The organism is Pontibaca salina (genome assembly GCF_016307205.1).
Classification (GTDB): domain Bacteria; phylum Pseudomonadota; class Alphaproteobacteria; order Rhodobacterales; family Rhodobacteraceae; genus Pontibaca; species Pontibaca salina.
Genome location: NZ_JAEIJD010000003.1, coordinates 1 through 17,975, shown reverse-complemented (window position 1 = coordinate 17,975; position 17,975 = coordinate 1). Strand labels below are relative to the sequence as shown.

At 59.8% G+C, this 17,975-nt stretch carries 20 protein-coding genes and 1 pseudogene; 12 read left to right on the top strand and 9 right to left on the bottom strand.

All coding sequences use genetic code 11. The features are described 5' to 3' along the window. Positions 1-4: 4 nt before the first annotated feature. A complete protein-coding gene (locus tag JAO82_RS04995; protein WP_198685266.1) occupies positions 5-334 on the top strand; it encodes a DUF1491 family protein in 330 nt (109 codons plus the stop codon). Between the two features lie 23 nt (positions 335-357). Then, a complete protein-coding gene (gene recO, locus JAO82_RS04990) occupies positions 358-1,083 on the top strand; it encodes a DNA repair protein RecO (RefSeq protein ID WP_198685265.1) in 726 nt (241 codons plus the stop codon). Between the two features lie 8 nt (positions 1,084-1,091). Here the strand turns inward: recO and JAO82_RS04985 are convergent, their stop codons facing one another. Then, entirely contained in the window at positions 1,092-2,789 is a 1,698-nt protein-coding gene (locus JAO82_RS04985; protein ID WP_198685264.1) for an acyl-CoA dehydrogenase family protein, read from the bottom strand. Between the two features lie 187 nt (positions 2,790-2,976). Then, positions 2,977-4,575: a phosphoenolpyruvate carboxykinase gene (locus JAO82_RS04980; RefSeq protein WP_198685263.1), complete on the bottom strand. Its 1,599-nt coding sequence runs from the start codon at positions 4,573-4,575 to the stop codon at positions 2,977-2,979. A 310-nt stretch (positions 4,576-4,885) separates the two neighbouring features. Between JAO82_RS04980 and JAO82_RS04975 the strand changes: the two genes are divergently transcribed. The 7 genes and pseudogenes from JAO82_RS04975 (at position 4,886) to JAO82_RS04945 (ending at position 9,094) form a co-directional block, all read left to right on the top strand. Beyond that, on the top strand, positions 4,886-5,587 hold the full coding sequence (locus JAO82_RS04975; protein WP_198685262.1) for a response regulator transcription factor: 702 nt from the start codon (positions 4,886-4,888) through the stop codon (positions 5,585-5,587). Between the two features lie 101 nt (positions 5,588-5,688). Then, positions 5,689-6,177, top strand: a pseudogene (locus JAO82_RS04970) (histidine kinase dimerization/phospho-acceptor domain-containing protein); the annotation flags it as partial. Next, positions 6,177-6,599 (top strand): HPr kinase/phosphorylase, encoded by a 423-nt coding sequence (locus tag JAO82_RS04965; protein ID WP_198685261.1) that lies wholly within the window; start codon positions 6,177-6,179, stop codon positions 6,597-6,599. The pseudogene JAO82_RS04970 and the gene JAO82_RS04965, both read left to right, overlap by 1 nt. Then, entirely contained in the window at positions 6,596-7,492 is an 897-nt protein-coding gene (rapZ, locus tag JAO82_RS04960; RefSeq protein WP_198685260.1) for an RNase adapter RapZ, read from the top strand. Before JAO82_RS04965 ends, rapZ begins: the two co-directional genes overlap by 4 nt. Beyond that, on the top strand, positions 7,489-7,881 hold the full coding sequence (locus JAO82_RS04955; protein WP_198685259.1) for a PTS sugar transporter subunit IIA: 393 nt from the start codon (positions 7,489-7,491) through the stop codon (positions 7,879-7,881). The genes rapZ and JAO82_RS04955 overlap by 4 nt, the downstream gene beginning before the upstream one ends. Positions 7,882-7,898: 17 nt before the next feature. Next, complete coding sequence (locus tag JAO82_RS04950; RefSeq protein ID WP_198685258.1) at positions 7,899-8,168, top strand: HPr family phosphocarrier protein; 270 nt, start codon at positions 7,899-7,901, stop codon at positions 8,166-8,168. 29 nt (positions 8,169-8,197) lie between these two features. Beyond that, the gene (locus JAO82_RS04945) at positions 8,198-9,094 is read left to right on the top strand and encodes a lysophospholipid acyltransferase family protein (protein ID WP_332872486.1); all 897 of its coding nucleotides are present in this window, start codon (positions 8,198-8,200) and stop codon (positions 9,092-9,094) included. A 30-nt stretch (positions 9,095-9,124) separates the two neighbouring features. Here JAO82_RS04945 and JAO82_RS04940 read toward each other — a convergent pair whose 3' ends face one another. From JAO82_RS04940 to JAO82_RS04910, 7 genes are all read right to left on the bottom strand, one after another. Further along, positions 9,125-10,000 carry a 3-hydroxybutyryl-CoA dehydrogenase gene (locus tag JAO82_RS04940; RefSeq protein ID WP_198685256.1) on the bottom strand — a complete coding sequence of 292 codons (876 nt, stop codon included), beginning with the start codon at positions 9,998-10,000 and terminating at the stop codon, positions 9,125-9,127. A gap of 361 nt (positions 10,001-10,361) precedes the next feature. Beyond that, the gene (locus tag JAO82_RS04935; protein ID WP_198685255.1) at positions 10,362-11,291 is read right to left on the bottom strand and encodes an electron transfer flavoprotein subunit alpha/FixB family protein; all 930 of its coding nucleotides are present in this window, start codon (positions 11,289-11,291) and stop codon (positions 10,362-10,364) included. Then, positions 11,291-12,049 (bottom strand): electron transfer flavoprotein subunit beta/FixA family protein, encoded by a 759-nt coding sequence (locus JAO82_RS04930; RefSeq protein ID WP_198685254.1) that lies wholly within the window; start codon positions 12,047-12,049, stop codon positions 11,291-11,293. The genes JAO82_RS04935 and JAO82_RS04930 overlap by 1 nt, the downstream gene beginning before the upstream one ends. Positions 12,050-12,182: 133 nt before the next feature. Beyond that, positions 12,183-12,755, bottom strand: a complete 573-nt coding sequence (locus tag JAO82_RS04925) for a cob(I)yrinic acid a,c-diamide adenosyltransferase (protein WP_198685253.1) — start codon at positions 12,753-12,755, stop codon at positions 12,183-12,185. A 4-nt stretch (positions 12,756-12,759) separates the two neighbouring features. Beyond that, complete coding sequence (locus JAO82_RS04920) at positions 12,760-12,963, bottom strand: twin transmembrane helix small protein (RefSeq protein WP_198685252.1); 204 nt, start codon at positions 12,961-12,963, stop codon at positions 12,760-12,762. 70 nt (positions 12,964-13,033) lie between these two features. Beyond that, positions 13,034-13,861: an SDR family NAD(P)-dependent oxidoreductase gene (locus JAO82_RS04915; RefSeq protein ID WP_198685251.1), complete on the bottom strand. Its 828-nt coding sequence runs from the start codon at positions 13,859-13,861 to the stop codon at positions 13,034-13,036. Between the two features lie 70 nt (positions 13,862-13,931). Beyond that, on the bottom strand, positions 13,932-14,519 hold the full coding sequence (locus JAO82_RS04910) for an SH3 domain-containing protein (RefSeq protein ID WP_332872485.1): 588 nt from the start codon (positions 14,517-14,519) through the stop codon (positions 13,932-13,934). A 150-nt stretch (positions 14,520-14,669) separates the two neighbouring features. Here JAO82_RS04910 and parC point away from each other — a divergent pair, with 150 nt between their 5' ends. From parC to JAO82_RS04895, 3 genes are all read left to right on the top strand, one after another. Further along, on the top strand, positions 14,670-17,009 hold the full coding sequence (gene parC, locus JAO82_RS04905) for a DNA topoisomerase IV subunit A (RefSeq protein WP_198685250.1): 2,340 nt from the start codon (positions 14,670-14,672) through the stop codon (positions 17,007-17,009). Positions 17,010-17,178: 169 nt separating this feature from the next. Then, positions 17,179-17,790 carry a hypothetical protein gene (locus tag JAO82_RS04900; RefSeq protein WP_198685249.1) on the top strand — a complete coding sequence of 204 codons (612 nt, stop codon included), beginning with the start codon at positions 17,179-17,181 and terminating at the stop codon, positions 17,788-17,790. A 90-nt stretch (positions 17,791-17,880) separates the two neighbouring features. After that, positions 17,881-17,975 (top strand): GTP-binding protein (locus JAO82_RS04895; RefSeq protein WP_198685248.1); only part of this gene is annotated, 95 nt, incomplete at its 3' end.

The following is a 17,975-nucleotide window of genomic DNA, read 5'->3' as shown; positions in this document are numbered from 1 at the left end:
CGCGATGACGCGCCTGACCGCGCAATTCTGGGTGCAGGCCTATCTGGCGCGGCTGCGGCTGGCGGATATTCCGGCCTTTGTGGTGTCGCATGGCGATGACACCGCCGGCGCGGTACTGGTCAAACTCAACACCTTGGATGGGCAGGCGCGGGTGTTTCAGCGCGGCTTCGACCTGGTTTCGGGGGCGCGGCGTTGGGATGTGCTGGCCGAGGGTGGGGAAAGCGACGTGGACAATGTCATCGCCCGGCAGCGCGGCTTTGATCCCGATCTCTGGGTGATCGAGGTCGAAGACCGGCAGGGGCGGCATCTGCTTGAGCAGCCGGGGCTGGAATAGCAGGATCCGGCAGGAGCGGCGATATGGAATGGCGCGATCAGGGCATTCTTCTGAGCGTGCGTCGGCATGGCGAGACCGGCGCGATCATTGATGCATTCACCAGCGCTCATGGCCGTCATATGGGCGTCGTGCGCGGCGGTGCCAGCCGGCGCAGCACGCCGATGCTGCAACCGGGGGCGCAACTGGACCTGACCTGGCGCGCGCGCTTGCCTGAACATCTGGGGGTTTACCGGGCCGAGCCGATGCGCAGTCGCGCCGCCGCGGCGATGTCCAGCCGGCTGGCGCTGGCGGGGCTGAACGCGGTGACCGCGCTCTTGTCCTTCTGCCTGCCCGAACGCGAGGCGCATGCCGCGCTGTACCAGCGCAGCGAACAATTGCTGGACCTTCTGGGGCAGGACGATCTATGGCCGCTGGCCTATCTGCACTGGGAACTGGTGCTGCTGGAAGAGGTCGGTTTCGGCCTTGATCTGGCGTGCTGTGCCGTCACCGGTGAGACCGGTAATCTGGCCTATATCTCGCCGCGCTCTGGGCGGGCGGTGTCGCGGGATGGGGCCGGGGACTGGGCGCACCGCCTGTTGCCGCTGCCTGATTGCCTGCGCGGCATTGGGCCAGCACCGGACAAGGAAATCGCCGAAGGCTTGCGCGTAACCGGCCATTTCCTGACCGATCACCTTGCCCCCGCATTGGGCAATAATCCTCTGCCCGATTCCCGCGCGCGCTTTGTCGAAACCTTTGCGCGCAGGCTGTAGGGGCGCTTTTAGCCCAGCAGACGCCGCGCAATCACCTGTGCCTGAATCTCGGCCGCGCCCTCGAAGATGTTGAGGATACGCGCGTCACAGAGCACGCGGGAAATCTGATATTCCAGCGCAAAGCCGTTGCCACCGTGAATTTGCAGGCCGTTATCGGCGGCCGCCCAAGCGACGCGCGCGCCCAGCAATTTGGCCATGCCGGCCTCGAGGTCGCAGCGGCGGCCATGGTCCTTTTCCCAAGCGCTGAAATAGGTCAGCTGCCGCGCCACCATGATTTCGACCGCCATCATCGCCAATTTGCCCGAGACGCGCGGGAATTCGATCAGGGATTTGCCGAACTGTTTGCGCTCTACCGCGTATTGCATGGCGATGTCGAGCGCCGATTGCGCCACGCCGATGGCGCGTGCCGCGGTCTGGATACGGGCCGATTCGAAGGTCTCCATAAGCTGTTTGAAGCCCTTGCCCTCTTCGCCGCCCAGCAGATTCTCGCCCTTGACGTGGAAATTGTCGAAGCCGAGTTCGTATTCCTTCATGCCGCGATAGCCCAACACCTCGATCTCGCCGCCGGTCATGCCTTCGGTGGGGAAGGGCTCTGCATCCGCTCCAGGAGTCTTTTCCGCCAAGAACATCGACAGGCCACGATGGTCGGTGCTGTCGGGATCCGTGCGCGCCAGCAGGGTCATCACATGGGTGCGCGCGGCATGGGTGATCCAGGTCTTGTTGCCAGTGACACGGTAATCATCGCCATCCTTGACTGCGCGGGTGCGCAAACTGCCCAGATCCGAGCCGGTATTGGGTTCGGTGAATACGGCCGTGGGCAGAATCTCGGCACTGGCGATCTTCGGCAGCCATTGCGCCTTCTGCGCCTCGGTGCCACCGCACAGGATCAACTCGGCAGCGATTTCGCTTCGGGTGCCCAGAGAGCCGACGCCGATATAGCCGCGCGATAATTCTTCGCTGACCACGCACATCGACGCCTTGGACAGGCCGAGCCCGCCGTGTTCTTCGGGGATGGTCAGGCCGAACACGCCCATTTCGGCCAATTCCTCGATCACCTCCATCGGAATCAACTCGTCCTTGAGGTGCCAGTCATGGGCGAAGGGGGCGATTTTTTCGCTGGCATAGCGGCGGAACTGGTCGCGGATCATCTCCAGTTCCTCGTCCAGCCCGGTGGCCCCGAAGGTGGCATTGGCGGTCTGGTCCTGCATCAGTTCCACAAGGCGGGTGCGGGCATTCTGGTTGTTGCCAGTCTCGCACAGCGCGACGACCTCCGGGGTCATCAAAGCGCGCCGCTCGTCTTGTGAGAGCCCCATATCCTGAAGCCGGATGATCTCGCCTTGGCTCATCGGAATGCCGCCGGCGATCTGCGAGAGATATTCACCGAATGCGATCTGGTGAATCAGTTTCTCCATCTCGCTCAAGCGGCCTTGGTCGTTCAGCCGTTCGGCCCAAGCCTGCATTTGCGTCAGGCTCTGACGGTAGGTTTCCAGCCAGGCCAGCCCGTGGGCGGCGGATTGTTGGGCCTCGACCAGTGCGCCGGAAACGCGGCCATCTGTGCTGACCTGATTGCGCAGCCGGTCGCGCGCGGTTTCAAAGACCACATCTACGGGGTTTAATGTCGCGCGGGTCAGGGTCAGAAGATCCGGCAGGATCGTGGCGGTTTCTGCAATATCGTTCATAGTCGGGTCCTGTCCGTCATGGGCCATGGCTCTATTCCTTCTGTCGCACGGATTCGGTCCTAATCACTTCGCAGCTGCGGCGCAACATAAATACTAAAGGCGGCACCAGTTCGAATGATAGTTGCGCGACCGGTTGCTGTGGCTGTCATCAGCGCAGAAAGGAAAACGCCCCGCATTTTGGTGCGGGGCGTTCTGAATTTAAGGTGATGAGCGGTCAGCCAATCTTAACGGCTTTCACGTCGTCATCAATATAGGGCAGATATTGTTCGAAATTGTTGGCGAACAATTCGACCAGTCGGGCGGCTTGCCGGTCATAGGATTCGGGGTTGTCCCATGTGCGGCGGGGGTTGAGCAGCACTTCGGGTACGTTCGGTGCGGTGAGCGGCACCTCGAAGCCGAAATTCTCGTCCTTGCGGAATTGCCCTTCGGTCAAGGTGCCATCCAGCGCGGCGGTCAGCAGCGCGCGGGTGGCGTGGATCGGCATGCGCGAGCCGGTGCCATGGGCGCCACCGGTCCAGCCGGTATTGACCAGCCAGCAGGTCGCGCCGTGCTGGGCAATCTTTTCACGCAGCAGGTTACCGTAAACTTCGGGGCGGCGGGGCATGAAGGGGGCACCGAAACAGGTGCTGAACGTCGGTTCGGGTTCGGTGACTCCGCGTTCGGTTCCGGCCACCTTGGAGGTAAAGCCGGACAGGAAGTGATACATTGCCTGTGCCGGGGTCAGCCGCGCAATAGGCGGCAGAACACCAAAGGCGTCGCAGGTTAGCATGATGATGTTCTTGGGATGCCCGCCAATCGCTGTTGAAGAGGCGTTCGAGATATAGTGCATCGGATAGGCGCAACGCATGTTCGCGGTCAGGCTGTCATCCTCGAAATCCAGTTCCAGCGTGTCGGGATCGAAAACCATATTTTCAATCACGGTGGCGAATTTCGTGGTCGTTGCATAAATCTCCGGCTCGGCTTCGCGGCTCAGGCTGATGGTCTTGGCATAGCAGCCGCCCTCGAAGTTGAAAATGCCACGGTCGGACCAGCCGTGCTCGTCGTCTCCAATCAGCACGCGTTCGGGATCAGCCGACAGCGTGGTCTTGCCGGTGCCCGACAGGCCGAAGAACACCGCCGAGTCCACCGGATTGCCCGGCGCATGGTTGGCCGAGCAGTGCATCGGCATGACGTCCTGTTCCGGCAGCAGGTAGTTCAGCAGCGTGAACACCGATTTCTTGTTCTCGCCGGCATATTCGGTGCCACCAATCAGGATCAGCTTGCGGTCGAAATTCATCGCGATCACGGTTTCACTGCGGCAATCGTGTTTCTTTGGATCGGCGCGGAAACTAGGGCAGTTGATGACGGTGAAATCGGCGGTGAAATCATCCAACGCCTCGCTGTCTGGACGGCGCAGCATGTGGCGGATGAACAGGCTGTGCCACGCCAGTTCTGTGACCATGCGCATATTGATCGAATGAGCTTGGTCGGCGCCGCCGATCAGATCCTGCACGAAGTAATCACGGCCCTTCATATGCTCCAGCATGTCGGTATAAAGAGCGTCGAATCCCGCGGGCGACATGGCCGCGTTGTTTTCCCACCAGATCGAGTCGCTCACGCTGTCGGTTTTTACCACGTGTTTGTCGTTCGGCGAGCGGCCGGTAAACTTGCCCGTGGTGACCAGCAGCGTGCCGCCTTGACCAAGCGTGCCTTCACCATGTTCAAGCGCCGCTTCGACCAGCGCCGGCTCGATCAGGTTGTAATAGACGTTTCCCAGCCCATTGATTCCTTGATCTTCAAGGCGAAATTTCGGGTTGACCCGTCCAACTGTCATTTTTCCGTCTCCTGTGCCGACGATTTGAGAATGATTGCGGAGCACAAACTGTTTTCCGACATCCGTATAGAAGGTCTTAGCACGTTGTTTTGTAAGCTGAACAGGACCGTCTGGCACAGTTAGCGCCATCACCCTAAGGTTTAGCGCCACCATTTATCGGGCGGTTCGCGGAGTTGGGCGAAACTGCGGCAATTCAGTCATTACTAAGAAGTTTTTGGCTCAATAGACGCAGATCGTCAGGGTGATTCGCGGTGATGCGATAGCGCACCGAACGCAACGAATGACGGATATGCGGTAGAGGGGCGTTCAGATGCTAAGGATCGGATTGGTTGATGATGACAGGAATATCTTGACGTCGGTTTCAATGGCGCTGGAGGCGGAAGGATTCGGTGTCGAAGCCCATCGTGACGGACAAGCAGCATTGGAGGCGTTCAGCCGCAGGATGCCGGACATGGGGATTTTGGACATCAAGATGCCGCGGATGGACGGCATGGAGTTGTTGCAGCGTCTACGCCAGAAAACCCAGATGCCAGTGATACTGCTAACGGCAAGAAACGAAGAACTCGACGAGGTTATGGGGCTGCGCTTGGGGGCCGACGACTACGTGACAAAGCCGTTTTCACACCGGCTGCTGGTCGAGCGTATTCGTGCCTTGTTGCGGCGTCAGGAAATAACCGCGGCCACCAAAAATGAAAGCGGCGCCGAGCACCACGTGATGACCCGTGGCCCGTTGCGTATGGACTCATTGCGCCACAATGTAACATGGCGCGGCCGTGACGTGATACTGACCGCCACCGGATTCCGATTGCTGCACGCGCTGGCGCAGCGCCCCGGCTTTGTCAAAAGCCGCGATCAGTTGATGGAAGTCGCCTATGGCAATCAGGTTTATGTCGATGACCGGACAATCGATAGTCATATCAAACGGCTGCGCAAGAAACTGCGATCGGTAGACCCCGAGTTTGCGGCGATCGAGACACTATATGGCGTCGGATACAGATATAACGAGGACTAGGCCGACTGCCGGGCCTTGCCCGCCGTGCGAAAGGATCGTCCGTGGGTGATACGGCATCTTCCGCTGAATTAACCGGTGACAGCACCACCCGCATAGTCGAGGGCCGCCTCGGTCGTGCCTTGTGCGAAATGGTGGCGGCACTTTATACTCGGCTCAAGGGACGTGAACAATTCGCCGCCGATATCGCACCTGAGATCAAGACTCCGCTTGCGAGCCTGCAATCGGCGGTCAATACCTTGCGCCGGGTCGGGCGCGATGATCAGCGTGAGAGGCTTCTGGATGTGATTAACCATGATATGCGCCGTCTCCACCGGTCGGCCAGCGATATCGCCCGAGCCTCGCGCTTGGATGCAGAGTCGGGGCAGGAAGAGCAGCAAAGTCGTGATCTTCTGGACATGGTTCTCCCGCGCTTCTATTCGCAGCGCCCGGAACAGAATATCGGCAACAAATCAGGGCTTGGGCTTGCGATTTTCCGTCAGCTTATCGAGGCATATGATGGCATTCTGTGGGCCGAAAATATCCGCCCGACCAAGGCGGATATCATTTCGGAACCGTCCGGCGCGCGATTTGTCGAGAGCCTTCCACGTTGATGGAGGAAGTTATTGTCCATGCCAGTTGTGTGGCGGCACACGGGCGCGGGCTGCTGATCCGGGGGGCATCAGGCAGCGGAAAGTCCTCGCTTGCGCTGGCATTTATGGCCTTGGGCGCGCGTCTGGTCGCTGACGATCGAACCATTTTGCGGCGGAGAGGGGATCGCGTGATGGCCAGCGCCCCTGTCCCGATACGCGGGTTGATCGAGGCGCGCGGCATTGGCCTTCTGAATGCCCAAGCGACGGAGCAGGCCGCGCTTGATCTGGTGGTCGATCTGGACCACACCGAATCCCACCGCCTGCCGCCATTCCGTCACACACGGCTTCTAGAGCAGGAACTGCCCTTGCTTTATCGTGTTGAAAACATACATTTTGCATCAATGCTGATGCAGTACCTCAAGGAGGGACGGCAAGAAACATGAACGGTGGGCAGGTGCCTTCGAATACACGGCTGGTGCTGGTGACTGGCCCTTCGGGCGCCGGACGGTCGACCGCTATCAATGTTCTCGAAGATCTGGGATATGAGGCGATCGACAATCTGCCCCTGCATCTTTTACCGCGCCTTCTGGAGGGGCCGCCGACGGTGCGCCCGATGGCCTTGGGCATCGATACGCGAAACCGCGATTTTGCCACGATGCCGCTGATCGAAATGATCGACCGGTTGTCGGTGCGACCGGATATGGATCTGACCGTGCTTTATCTTGATTGCCGGACGGAGATCCTGCTGCGCCGGTTTTCCGAAACCCGCCGCCGGCACCCGATGGCACCCGGAGAAAGCCCGGAAATCGGAGTCGCGCGCGAGAGGGATCTGCTGGTGGCGATCCGGGTGCGTGCAGATACGCTGGTTGATACGTCGGAACTGAACGTGCATCAGTTGCGCGCCGAGATCGAGCACCTGTTTGCACCGCGCTCGGGACTCCCGCTGGCGCTGTCGCTGCATTCGTTTTCTTATAAGCGCGGGCTGCCGCGGGGCATCGACATGGTCTTCGATTGCCGATTTCTGGCCAATCCCCATTGGGTGGCCGAATTACGCGCTTTGGATGGCCGCGATGAAGACGTTCGCGCGCATGTGGCGCAAGATCCGTTGTTCACACCGTTTTTCGACCGGGTGCTGGACCTGACTCGGCTGCTGCTGCCCGCCTATATGGACGAGGGCAAAGCGCATCTGTCGATTGCTTTTGGCTGCACAGGCGGGCAACACCGGTCGGTCGCCATGGTCGAAGGGCTGGCCAAAGCCCTTGCAGAGGATGGGCGCCAGGTGTCAATAAGACATCGTGAGCTAGAGCGCCGCAAAACGGATGAGAGGCCGGTGTGATCGGAATCGTGATCGTTGCCCATGGCGGGCTGGCACGGGAATATCTTGCTGCAATGGTGCATGTCGTCGGTTCACAGCCGGGGCTGGCAGCCGTGTCCATCGAAGCCGACCATAACCGGGCCGAGAAAGAGCGCGAGATCGCCTGCGCCGCAGATGCGGTCGATACCGGTGGCGGGGTCATATTGGTCACCGATTTGTTCGGCGGCTCGCCCTCCAATCTCAGCATGAAGGCCGGACGTGTCACCAACCGGCGGATTCTTTATGGGGCCAATCTTCCGATGCTGATAAAACTGGCCAAAAGCCGTCACCTGCCGGTGGCCGACGCCGCACGCTCGGCTATGGAGGCGGGGCGTAAATACATTAATACTAAAAATATAAGCGCCGAATGACGGCCCGGATGATCACCATGACCCAGCGAACATTGAAAATCGTAAACGAAAAAGGCTTGCATGCGCGGGCATCCGCAAAGCTGGTCGAAGTGGTCGAAGGGTTCGATGCTTGCGCCGAGGTGTCGCGCGACGGCTTGTCGGCGTCAGGCGACAGTATCATGGGGCTTTTGATGTTGGCAGCATCGCGGGGAACGACTATTGAGGTCCGGACCAGCGGTCCGGATGCCGAGGCGCTTGCCGAAGCACTTGAAGCCCTCGTTGCGGACAAGTTCGGAGAAGGGTTTTAAGCCCCCGACCCTAAGGAATGAAATTAGCAGTGGCAGACACCACGCAAGACGGCAGCACCCTTGGCAAGGCGGGGGAGGATGTACCCCAACCGGGCGAAGTCTATGATCGGCGCACACTGACCTATGCCAATTCGTTCGACAATCCCCGGACCAGATTCATAATCCGTGCCTTGGAATGGATGACCGGAAAGCTGACGATTCTGCGCATGGTCAACGCCTTCGAAAAGGAAAATGAGAGCTATCGCGGCCAGAAGTTCTGGCGCGGCGCGCTTGACACTATGGGGATTGATCTGCTCACGCCGGAAGAACAGATCGCTAACATTCCGGTGGACGGGCCGGTCGTTGTGGTTGCCAATCATCCGCATGGAATGGTCGATGGAATGGTTCTGGCTGACCTCATCGGGCGTGTTCGAGAGGATTATCGTATTCTCACCCGCTCGGTTCTGACCGGACTCGACGAGGCGGCGACATCTTTCATGATCCCGGTGCCCTTCCCACATGATCCCGATGTTCAACGCAAGATGGTTGCAATGCGCGCGGCCGCCATGGAGCATCTTTCCCAAAGTGGCGTCGTCGCGCTGTTTCCATCGGGCGTGGTCATGTCGTCAGACAATTGGTTTGGTCCCCCGATTGAGCGGGAATGGAATGTCTTTACCGCCAAGATGATCCGCCGATCAGGCGCGCGGGTGGTGCCGATCTATTTCCCGGGGCACAATTCACGCTGGTATCAGATCGCCTGCCGGATTTCCCCCACCTTGCGTCAGGGGCTTTTACTGCATGAAATCGTGCGTTCCTGCAAAAAGCCGCAAGCGCCCGTGGTCGGCCCGCCGCTCAGTGACGAGCAGATGGCCTTGCTGGAGACCGATCCGCGCGGCTTCATGGCATGGCTGCGTGATCATACCCTTTCATTGGCCGATCGCGGCTGACCTGTTTGCACAAAGCGGGATTGGGTCGCCTTACCGCGTTGGTACCGGTGTCTCGCCGCGATAATCATAAAATCCCCGTTGGGTCTTGCGGCCCAGCCATCCGGCTTCGACATATTTGGTCAAAAGCGGGCAGGGTCGGTATTTGGTGTCGGCCAATCCTTCATGCAGCACGTTCATGATCGCAAGGCACGTATCCAAGCCGATGAAATCCGCCAATTCCAATGGCCCCATCGGGTGATTGGCACCCAGTTTCATCGATTCGTCGATGGAAAGCACGCTGCCCACACCTTCATACAGGGTGTAAACCGCCTCGTTGATCATCGGCATCAGGATGCGGTTGACGATGAAACCGGGGAAATCTTCGGCTGAAGCTGCGGTTTTGTTCAGCCGATCCACCACGGCCTTGCAGGCCTTAAAGGTCGCCTCGTCGGTGGCAATGCCACGAATCAGTTCGACCAATTGCATCACCGGCACCGGGTTCATGAAATGAAAGCCCATGAACCGTTCAGGGCGGTCGGTCACGCTGGCAAGCCGGGTAATCGAGATCGAGGATGTGTTCGAAGTGAGGATCGTCTCGGGTTTGAGATGCGGCAGCAGGTCTTCAAATATCGCCTGTTTCACACTTTCGCGTTCGGTCGCGGCTTCGATGATCAGGTCGCTATGGCCCAGATCCGACAGTTTCAGCGTGGTCCGGATCTGCTTTAGCGCGGCATCCATGGCTTCGGGCGCGATTTTTTCGCGACTCACCTGACGTGACATATTCCTTTTGATCAGCGACAGGGCCTCATCCAGTGCGTCTTGGCTGATGTCGGTCACCAGCACGTCATATCCGGCCAGCGCCATAACATGGGCAATGCCATTGCCCATTTGTCCCGCTCCGATCACACCGACTGACTGAATGCTCATCCATTGTGCCCTTCAAGCTATTTTGCAGCACCTTATCGGCGATGCGGGGGACGCCACAAGGGGCCGCGATGCTGCAAATTTATCGCAAATTCTCGGTTTGACTGAATGGCAACGGATGGGCTGCAAACCTGATCACGGACAAACAGGAACTGAGTTGGCTGCAACGATTCTGGAGTGAGAAGCGCGCGCTCGCCATATGAAATGTCTTGTCGCTATGGGGCGGGGCACTTAATCGGTGCGGCCATGCATCGCGTCATCGCGGATCGCCTGATGGCGGAGTTGGCCTTGTGAGATGGACAATAGAAAGGCCCGCCAATCATGGCGAGCCTTTCCAAATCCCGAGGGCTGGGGCGGCCTTGGATCAGTCGAGTTTCTCGATCAGTTCCGGCAGCGCGGTGAACAGGTCGGCGACCAGTCCGTAATCTGCCACCTGAAAAATCGGCGCTTCTTCGTCCTTATTGATCGCGACGATAATCTTGGAATCCTTCATCCCCGCGAGGTGCTGGATCGCACCAGATATGCCGACAGCGATGTATAGGTCTGGTGCAACGACTTTGCCGGTCTGCCCCACCTGCCAGTCATTGGGCGCATAGCCCGAATCGACCGCCGCGCGCGAGGCTCCGACCGCGCCGCCCAGTTTGTCGGCCAGCTTTTCGATCAGTTCGAAATCTTCTTCTGATCCCAGACCGCGGCCACCGGAGACGACAACGCCGGCGCTGGTCAATTCAGGGCGGTCGCTCTCGGCGACCTTGTCCTCAACCCATTCCGACAGGCCGGGGTCCTCGGCGGCGTTGACGGTTTCAACTGGCGCGGCGCCCTGCTCTCCGGCGGCGTCAAAAGTCGAGGTGCGGATCGAAACGACTTTTTTTACATCCTTCGATTTCACCGTCTGCACCGCGTTACCGGCATAGACGGGGCGTTCAAAGGTATCGCCATCGACCACAGCCGAGACATCGGAAATCACCATCACATCCAGAAGCGCGGCGACGCGGGGCAGGACGTTCTTGGCGTCAGTGGTCGCCGGGGCCACGATATGTTCGTAATCATCGGCCAAGCTGACGATCAGCGCCGCGGTCGATTCGGCGAGACGATGGCCCAAGCTTTCGTTTTCGGCCACCAGCACCTTCGCGACGCCTTCGATCTTCGCGGCAGCGTCGCCGGCGGCGGCGGCACTCGTGCCGCAGCACAGCACGGTGACTTCGCCCAGTTCGGCGGCGGCGGTCACAGTTTTGGCGGTGGCGTCCAGCGCCAGTTCACCATCGGTCACTTCGGCAAGGAGAAGAACAGCCATCACACAGCCCCCGCTTCTTTCAGTTTCGCAACAAGTTCATCGACCGAGCCGACCTTGACCCCGGCGGCGCGCTGGGGCGGTTCGCTGGTCGTTACAATTTCGAGGCGCGGGGTGACGTCGACGCCGTAATCGGCGGCGGTCTTTTCTTCCAACGGCTTTTTCTTTGCCTTCATGATGTTGGGCAAGGACGCATAGCGCGGTTCGTTCAAGCGCAGATCAACGGTCACAATCGTAGGCATCTTGACCTTGACCGTCTGCAACCCGCCATCCACCTCGCGCGTGACCAGCGCGTGATCACCCTCAATCGCGAGCTTACTGGCAAAGGTGCCCTGGCTCCAGCCCAGCAGCGCGGCCAGCATCTGCCCGGTGGCGTTCATGTCGTTGTCGATCGCCTGTTTGCCCGCGATGACAAGGCCGGGCTGTTCCTCTTCGACCACCTTGGCCAGAATCTTGGCCACGGCCAGCGGCTCGATATCCTGATGCACGTCCTCGGCAGCGACGACCAAAATGGCCCGGTCTGCCCCCATCGCCAGCGCCGTGCGCAGCGTTTCCTGCGCCTGTTTCACACCGATCGACACGGCGACGATCTCTTCGACCTTCCCGGCTTCTTTGAGGCGAATCGCCTCTTCCACGGCAATTTCATCGAACGGGTTCATCGACATCTTAACATTGGCCAGATCGACGCCGCTTCCGTCCGCCTTGACGCGGACCTTCACGTTATAATCGATCACGCGCTTGACGGGCACCAATACCTTCATCTGCGGTTCTCTCCTCGTACTGCCGAGTCTTGCGCGACTCGTTCCCAAAGACTAGTGCTGCATGTGATAGCGGGCCAATGCACACGAAAATAGGGCAAAAAGCCGCGTCGCGCGCAACATTATTACGTCGCGGCTATCGATTCGCCCCCGGAACCCACAACACATCGTCCTTGCCGCTATCATTGGCCATGCGCGCCGCCACGAAAAACCAGTCGCTGAGGCGGTTGAGGTAACGGATCGCTGCGCCGTTCACATCCTCGGTTGCCGATAATTCGATGGCCAGCCGCTCGGCCCGGCGGGCCACAGTGCGGCAGACATGCAGATGCGCCGCCAGTGCCGTGCCGCCGGGCAGGATGAAGCTGCGCAGCGGGTCAAGGCTGGTATTCATCACGTCGATCTCGGCTTCCAGACGTTTGACCATTTCGTCATTGATCCGCAGCGGCGGGTATTCCGCCTTGTCGTCACTTGCCATATCGGGCCGACACAAATCGGCGCCCAGGTCGAACAGGTCGTTCTGGATGCGCGACAGGGCGGTATCGGTTTCCCCCTGCGCGTGCAGCCGGGCAACCCCGAGATGGGAATTCAATTCATCCGTGGTGCCATAGGCGGCGACACGCGGCGAATATTTCGGCACCCGGGCGCCATCCCCCAGCGCCGTTTCCCCGGCATCGCCGGTGCGTGTGTAGATCTTGTTCAGGACTACCATGTTACTATCCTCCGAAGCCGCGCGTCCAAACATAGATCGCAATCAGCACAACCGCGATCAACTGTGCCACAATCCGCAAGCGCATCAACTTGTTGCTGTACTTCCGGTTAAATCTCCCGCCTTTGGCAAAGCCGCCGATCCCGATCAGCAGGATGACGGCAACGACCAGTACCGATACCAGAACCACAACGAAAAAGGGATCGTCCATGCGTTTGCGCTTCCTGTTTGTTTCTGCATCAAGGCCTAGCGCATGGTCCGCCAAAAAGCGAACCGCTTTTTCAAAGTCGCGACACGATCCGGTCGATCATTCGGGTCGACAATACCCGGCGCAGATAACCAGCCAAATAGGTGGGGGTGGTCACATAATAGCGCGGTTTTGGCTTGCGGCTGTCCAAGGCGCGGACCAGCTTGGCGGTGACCGCCGAGGCGGCCAGCTCGAACGGGTCGCGCCCGCTGTCCTGATACATACGGGGAATAAGGTGGGCTTCGTAATCCGCGCGCCGGGCCGAGTTTCTCCAGTCGATATAACGCTCGAAATAGGGGATGCCCTTTTCGCGGAGTTTGGTAGTGATCGGACCGGGTGCGATCAAGACGACATCGATACCGGTGCCGCGCAATTCGACGCGCATGGTGTCGCTCAGCCCCTCCAGCGCGAATTTGGTCGCGATATAGGCCCCGCGCCAAGGAATCGCGACAAGCCCAAGCACCGAAGAGCATTGTACGATGCGCCCGTGCCCTTGCGCGCGCATCACCGGGATCACTTGCCGCGTCAGATCGTGCCAGCCAAGCAGATTGGCTTCGAAAATCGCGCGCATGCCGTCGCGGGGCAGGTCCTCGACCAGTCCGGCCATCTGGTGTGCGCCATTGTTGAACAGCGCATCCAGCCGTCCGCCCGTGGCCTCGAGTACTTCGGCAAGACCGTCGCGGATGGAATCTTCATCGCAATAGTCGATGCGGGGGCTGTCGAACCCCTCGCTGCGCAGACGTTCACAGTCGGCTTCTTGGCGGCAAGAGGCAAAGACCCGCCAGCCGCGCGCCCGCAATCCGTGTGCCGCATCCGCGCCGATGCCCGAAGAGCAACCGGTGATAAGAATGGTTTTCTGCATGAAGCTCGGTTCTTAGCTGCGTGTTGGTGCTGCTATGCCCTCTGGCTGTACTGGGGGCAAGCAAACCGTCTCAGCGCTCCTTGCCAATCAGCGACGCCGCAATCCACCCGATCCGCATTTCGCGCAAATTGCGCAGCCGTAGCCAGCCATTGCCGGGATCACTCAGCACTTCAACCTTGTCGCCCAGATCCATGCGGGCAATCACCGGATATGAGGTTCCCGGCCCTTGCCGCATATTCACGTTGGTGCCGATAACCAGGCGAATGTCGATCTCGCGGAAATCGGTCTTATGCGGGCCAGAGGGTGCAAGAGTGATGTCATTTGGCTCCAGCGTAGCCACTCGCACGCCTGTGCCATCGCCGGAATCGGCGCGCGAATCCGAAAGGATCACGGGGCCGCTCTCAAGGCTGGTCTGGATGGCATCTTTTCGGGACGCACTTTCTTGTATTGGCCGTTTCTCGGGTTTTGCCCGCAAATTCGTGATCATCGGGCGGGCATCAAAACCATCTGAATTTCCTGTGGCGGTGGGGCGGTTTTCGCCCGGTTCTGCCTGCGCTATAGCCGTCGGCGGTTCGGGGGGGCGAAAGTCGCTCCCCCCACTCATTTCGTAGAAAGCCCAGCCCAGAAAAAAGAATGTCAGAAGAACAAAGCGTTTCACAACAAACTCTCCCCTGGCCCACCTTTTAAGCACAACTGCCAGCAGGGCGTGCCGGTTCCTCTTTCTGCGCTGCCCTGTCAGGATTCGTTGCGACGCCTAGGCTTCACTGAGTGGCTTTACGGGCGTGCGCAGCCGGCGTATCAGGCACGAATGACCGATCTGACCGATGACCAAACCCCCAAGACCGGCGAATTCGCCGAACCGCTGCGCCGCGCCATTGGCGAGCGGTATCTGACCTATGCGTTGTCCACGATCATGCACCGTGCGCTGCCGGATGCCCGCGATGGGCTGAAGCCGGTGCATCGCCGCATCCTGTATGCGATGCGCGAATTGCGTCTGGCCAGCAATGGGGGGTTCCGTAAATCCGCCAAGATCAGCGGCGACGTGATGGGGAATTACCACCCCCACGGTGACGCCGCGATCTATGATGCGATGGCGCGTCTGGCACAGGATTTCAACGTGCGCTACCCGCTGGTGGACGGGCAGGGCAATTTCGGCAATATCGATGGCGATAACCCCGCCGCAGCCCGCTATACCGAAGCCCGCATGACCATCGTCGCCGAGGCGCTGCTCGACGGCCTGAACGAAGACGCGGTTGATTTTCGCTCCAATTATGACGGCACTCTCTCTGAACCTGTGGTGCTGCCGGCGCAGTTTCCGCACCTGCTGGCCAATGGGTCATCCGGAATCGCGGTGGGCATGGCGACCAATATCCCGCCCCACAACATTGCCGAACTCTGCGACGCCTGCCTGCATCTGATCCGCAGCCCCGACGCGCGCGATGATACGCTGCTGAAATATGTTCCCGGCCCTGATTTTCCGACTGGCGGTGTGCTGGTCGAGCCGCCCGAGAGCATTGCCACCGCCTATCGTACCGGGCGCGGGTCGTTCCGCCTGCGCTGCAAGTGGGAAGTCGAGGATCTTGGCCGTGGCCAGTGGCAGATTGTAGTCACCGAGATCCCCTATCAGGTTCAGAAATCGCGCTTGATCGAGCGGATCGCCGATCTGATCCAGACCAAGAAGCTGCCGATCCTCGCCGATATCCGCGACGAAAGCGCTGATGACGTCCGCATGGTGCTTGAGCCGCGCTCCCGGAATGTCGACCCCGAGGTGCTGATGGGTGTGCTGTTCCGCAGCAGCGATCTTGAGGTGCGCTTCTCGCTGAACATGAACGTGCTGATCGACGGGGTGACGCCCCGCGTTTGCTCGCTCAAGGAGGTGTTGCGCGCCTTTCTCGATCACCGGCAAGAAGTGTTGTTGCGCCGTGCGCGTCATCGGCTCGGCAAGATCGATCACCGGCTGGAAGTGCTGGAAGGCTTCATCATCGCCTTCCTCAATCTCGACCGGGTGATCGACATCATCCGTTATGACGATGATCCCAGGGCGGCCCTGATGCGCGAGGACTGGGGTCGCGAACACGTCCGTGCCATGACTGAGGCCGATTACGTGCCGCCCGCGCCGGCGGGCGAGGTGTCGCTAAGCGAAGTGCAGGTCGATGCGATTCTGAACATGCGCCTGCGCTCGCTGCGACGCTTGGAAGAGCTGGAACTGTTGCGCGAACAGAGCGATTTGACGGCGGAGCGCGCCGAACTGGAAGCTCTATTAGACGATGCCACGAAGCAATGGGCGCGTATCTCAGAGCAGTTGAAAGAGACAAAGAAGCAATTCGGCAAAGATTACCCCGGCGGTGCGCGCCGCACCTTGCTGGCCGAAGCGGGCGAGACGCCTGATGTCCCACTCGAGGCGATGATCGACCGCGAGCCGATTACGGTGGTCTGCTCGCAGATGGGCTGGATCCGGGCCATGACCGGCCATATCGACCTCGATCGCGAGTTGAAGTACCGCGACGGCGATGGTCCGCGTTTTATCTTCCATGCGGAAACCACGGATCGGTTGCTGGTGTTCGGCTCGAACGGGCGTTTCTATACCGTCCCGGCGGCCAATCTGCCCGGCGGCCGCGGCATGGGCGAGCCGCTGCGTCTTATGGTCGATCTGCCCAATGAGGCGGAGATTGTCGATCTTTTCATCCACACACCGGATCGCAAGCTTTTGGTGGCATCCTCGGAAGGCAACGGCTTTGTTGTCACCGAAAACGATGTCATTGCGCAGACCAGGGCCGGTAAGCAGGTGCTGAACGTCAATGACGGCGCGCAGGCCCGGATCTGCAAGCCGGTCACCGGCGACCATGTGGCGGTGATTTCGGAAAACGCGCGGTTCCTTGTTTTTCCGATTTCGGAACTTCCCGAAATGGGGCGCGGCAAGGGCGTGCGGATGCAAAAATACAACATGGCACGGGGCAAGCAGGGGGCACTGGAACTTGATGGCGGGCTGTCGGATGTCACCACATTCGATTGGGCCAACGGACTGACCTGGCAAATGGGCGGCGGCCGAACGCGCCACGAGCCAGACCTCAGCGAATGGCTGGGCAAGCGCGCCGGCGTCGGCAAACGTCCGCCCCATGGATTCCCGCGAAACAACCGGTTTGCCTAAAATATTGCGCTCGGTTTTCATCTTTCTGGTTGAAAATACCCGCGGGGGAAATCGCCGTAGGCGATTGGGGGCAGCAGCCCCCGTCCTACCCGCCGATCTGCGCAAGATATTTGCGCCATGCCGATATCTACACTATTTTCCTCGCCAAACGCATGAATGAGAGAACGCCATGACCCGTATCCTTGCCTTGCTGGCGACGCTGTTGACGATGACAGCCTGCACAAATCTGAACCCGAGCCAGCCGCCCGAGGATCTGGGCGAGTTTCATTTGGGCCACAACATCGTCGTGGCCAGCAAGATGCGGCAAGGCCCGATTTCGCGCGATGCAACGGAGCAGGAATGGGTTGATGTGCTGACCGAGGCCGTGGATCGGCGGTTCGGCGGGTTCGAGGGCGATCAGCTCTATCATTTCGGGATGAGCGTCGAGGGCTATATGCTGGCCCCCAAGGGCGTGCCGCTGATCTACAACCCGCGCTCGATGCTGATCATCAACCTGACGGTCTGGGACGACGCTGCCGGTGAAAAGCTGAATGAGAAAACCGAGACCTTTCAGGTGCTCGAAGATACGACAGCGGAAACCGCGATCGGCGGTTCGGGTCGCAATCGCACAAAAGAGCAACAGATGCAGGGGCTTGCCGAGAATGCCATGGATCAGATCGGCAAGTGGCTGGCCGAACAGCATCGTGAAAACGGATGGTTCGACAAGCGGCCCGAAGCGACAGAGAAACCGGCTGCCGGTGCTGCTGCTGTCAACCCAGACACGGAAGCATCAAACGCTTGATTTTCACTTGCGAAGTGAATATTAGGCGCGCGGTATAAGGGAAAACCGGGTCGCCGCGCGACCCCATCAATGCAAAAGGGCGCCAACGCGATGGCAAAGTCAAAGTTTGAACGCAACAAACCGCATGTGAACATCGGCACGATTGGCCATGTTGACCACGGCAAGACGACGCTGACGGCGGCGAT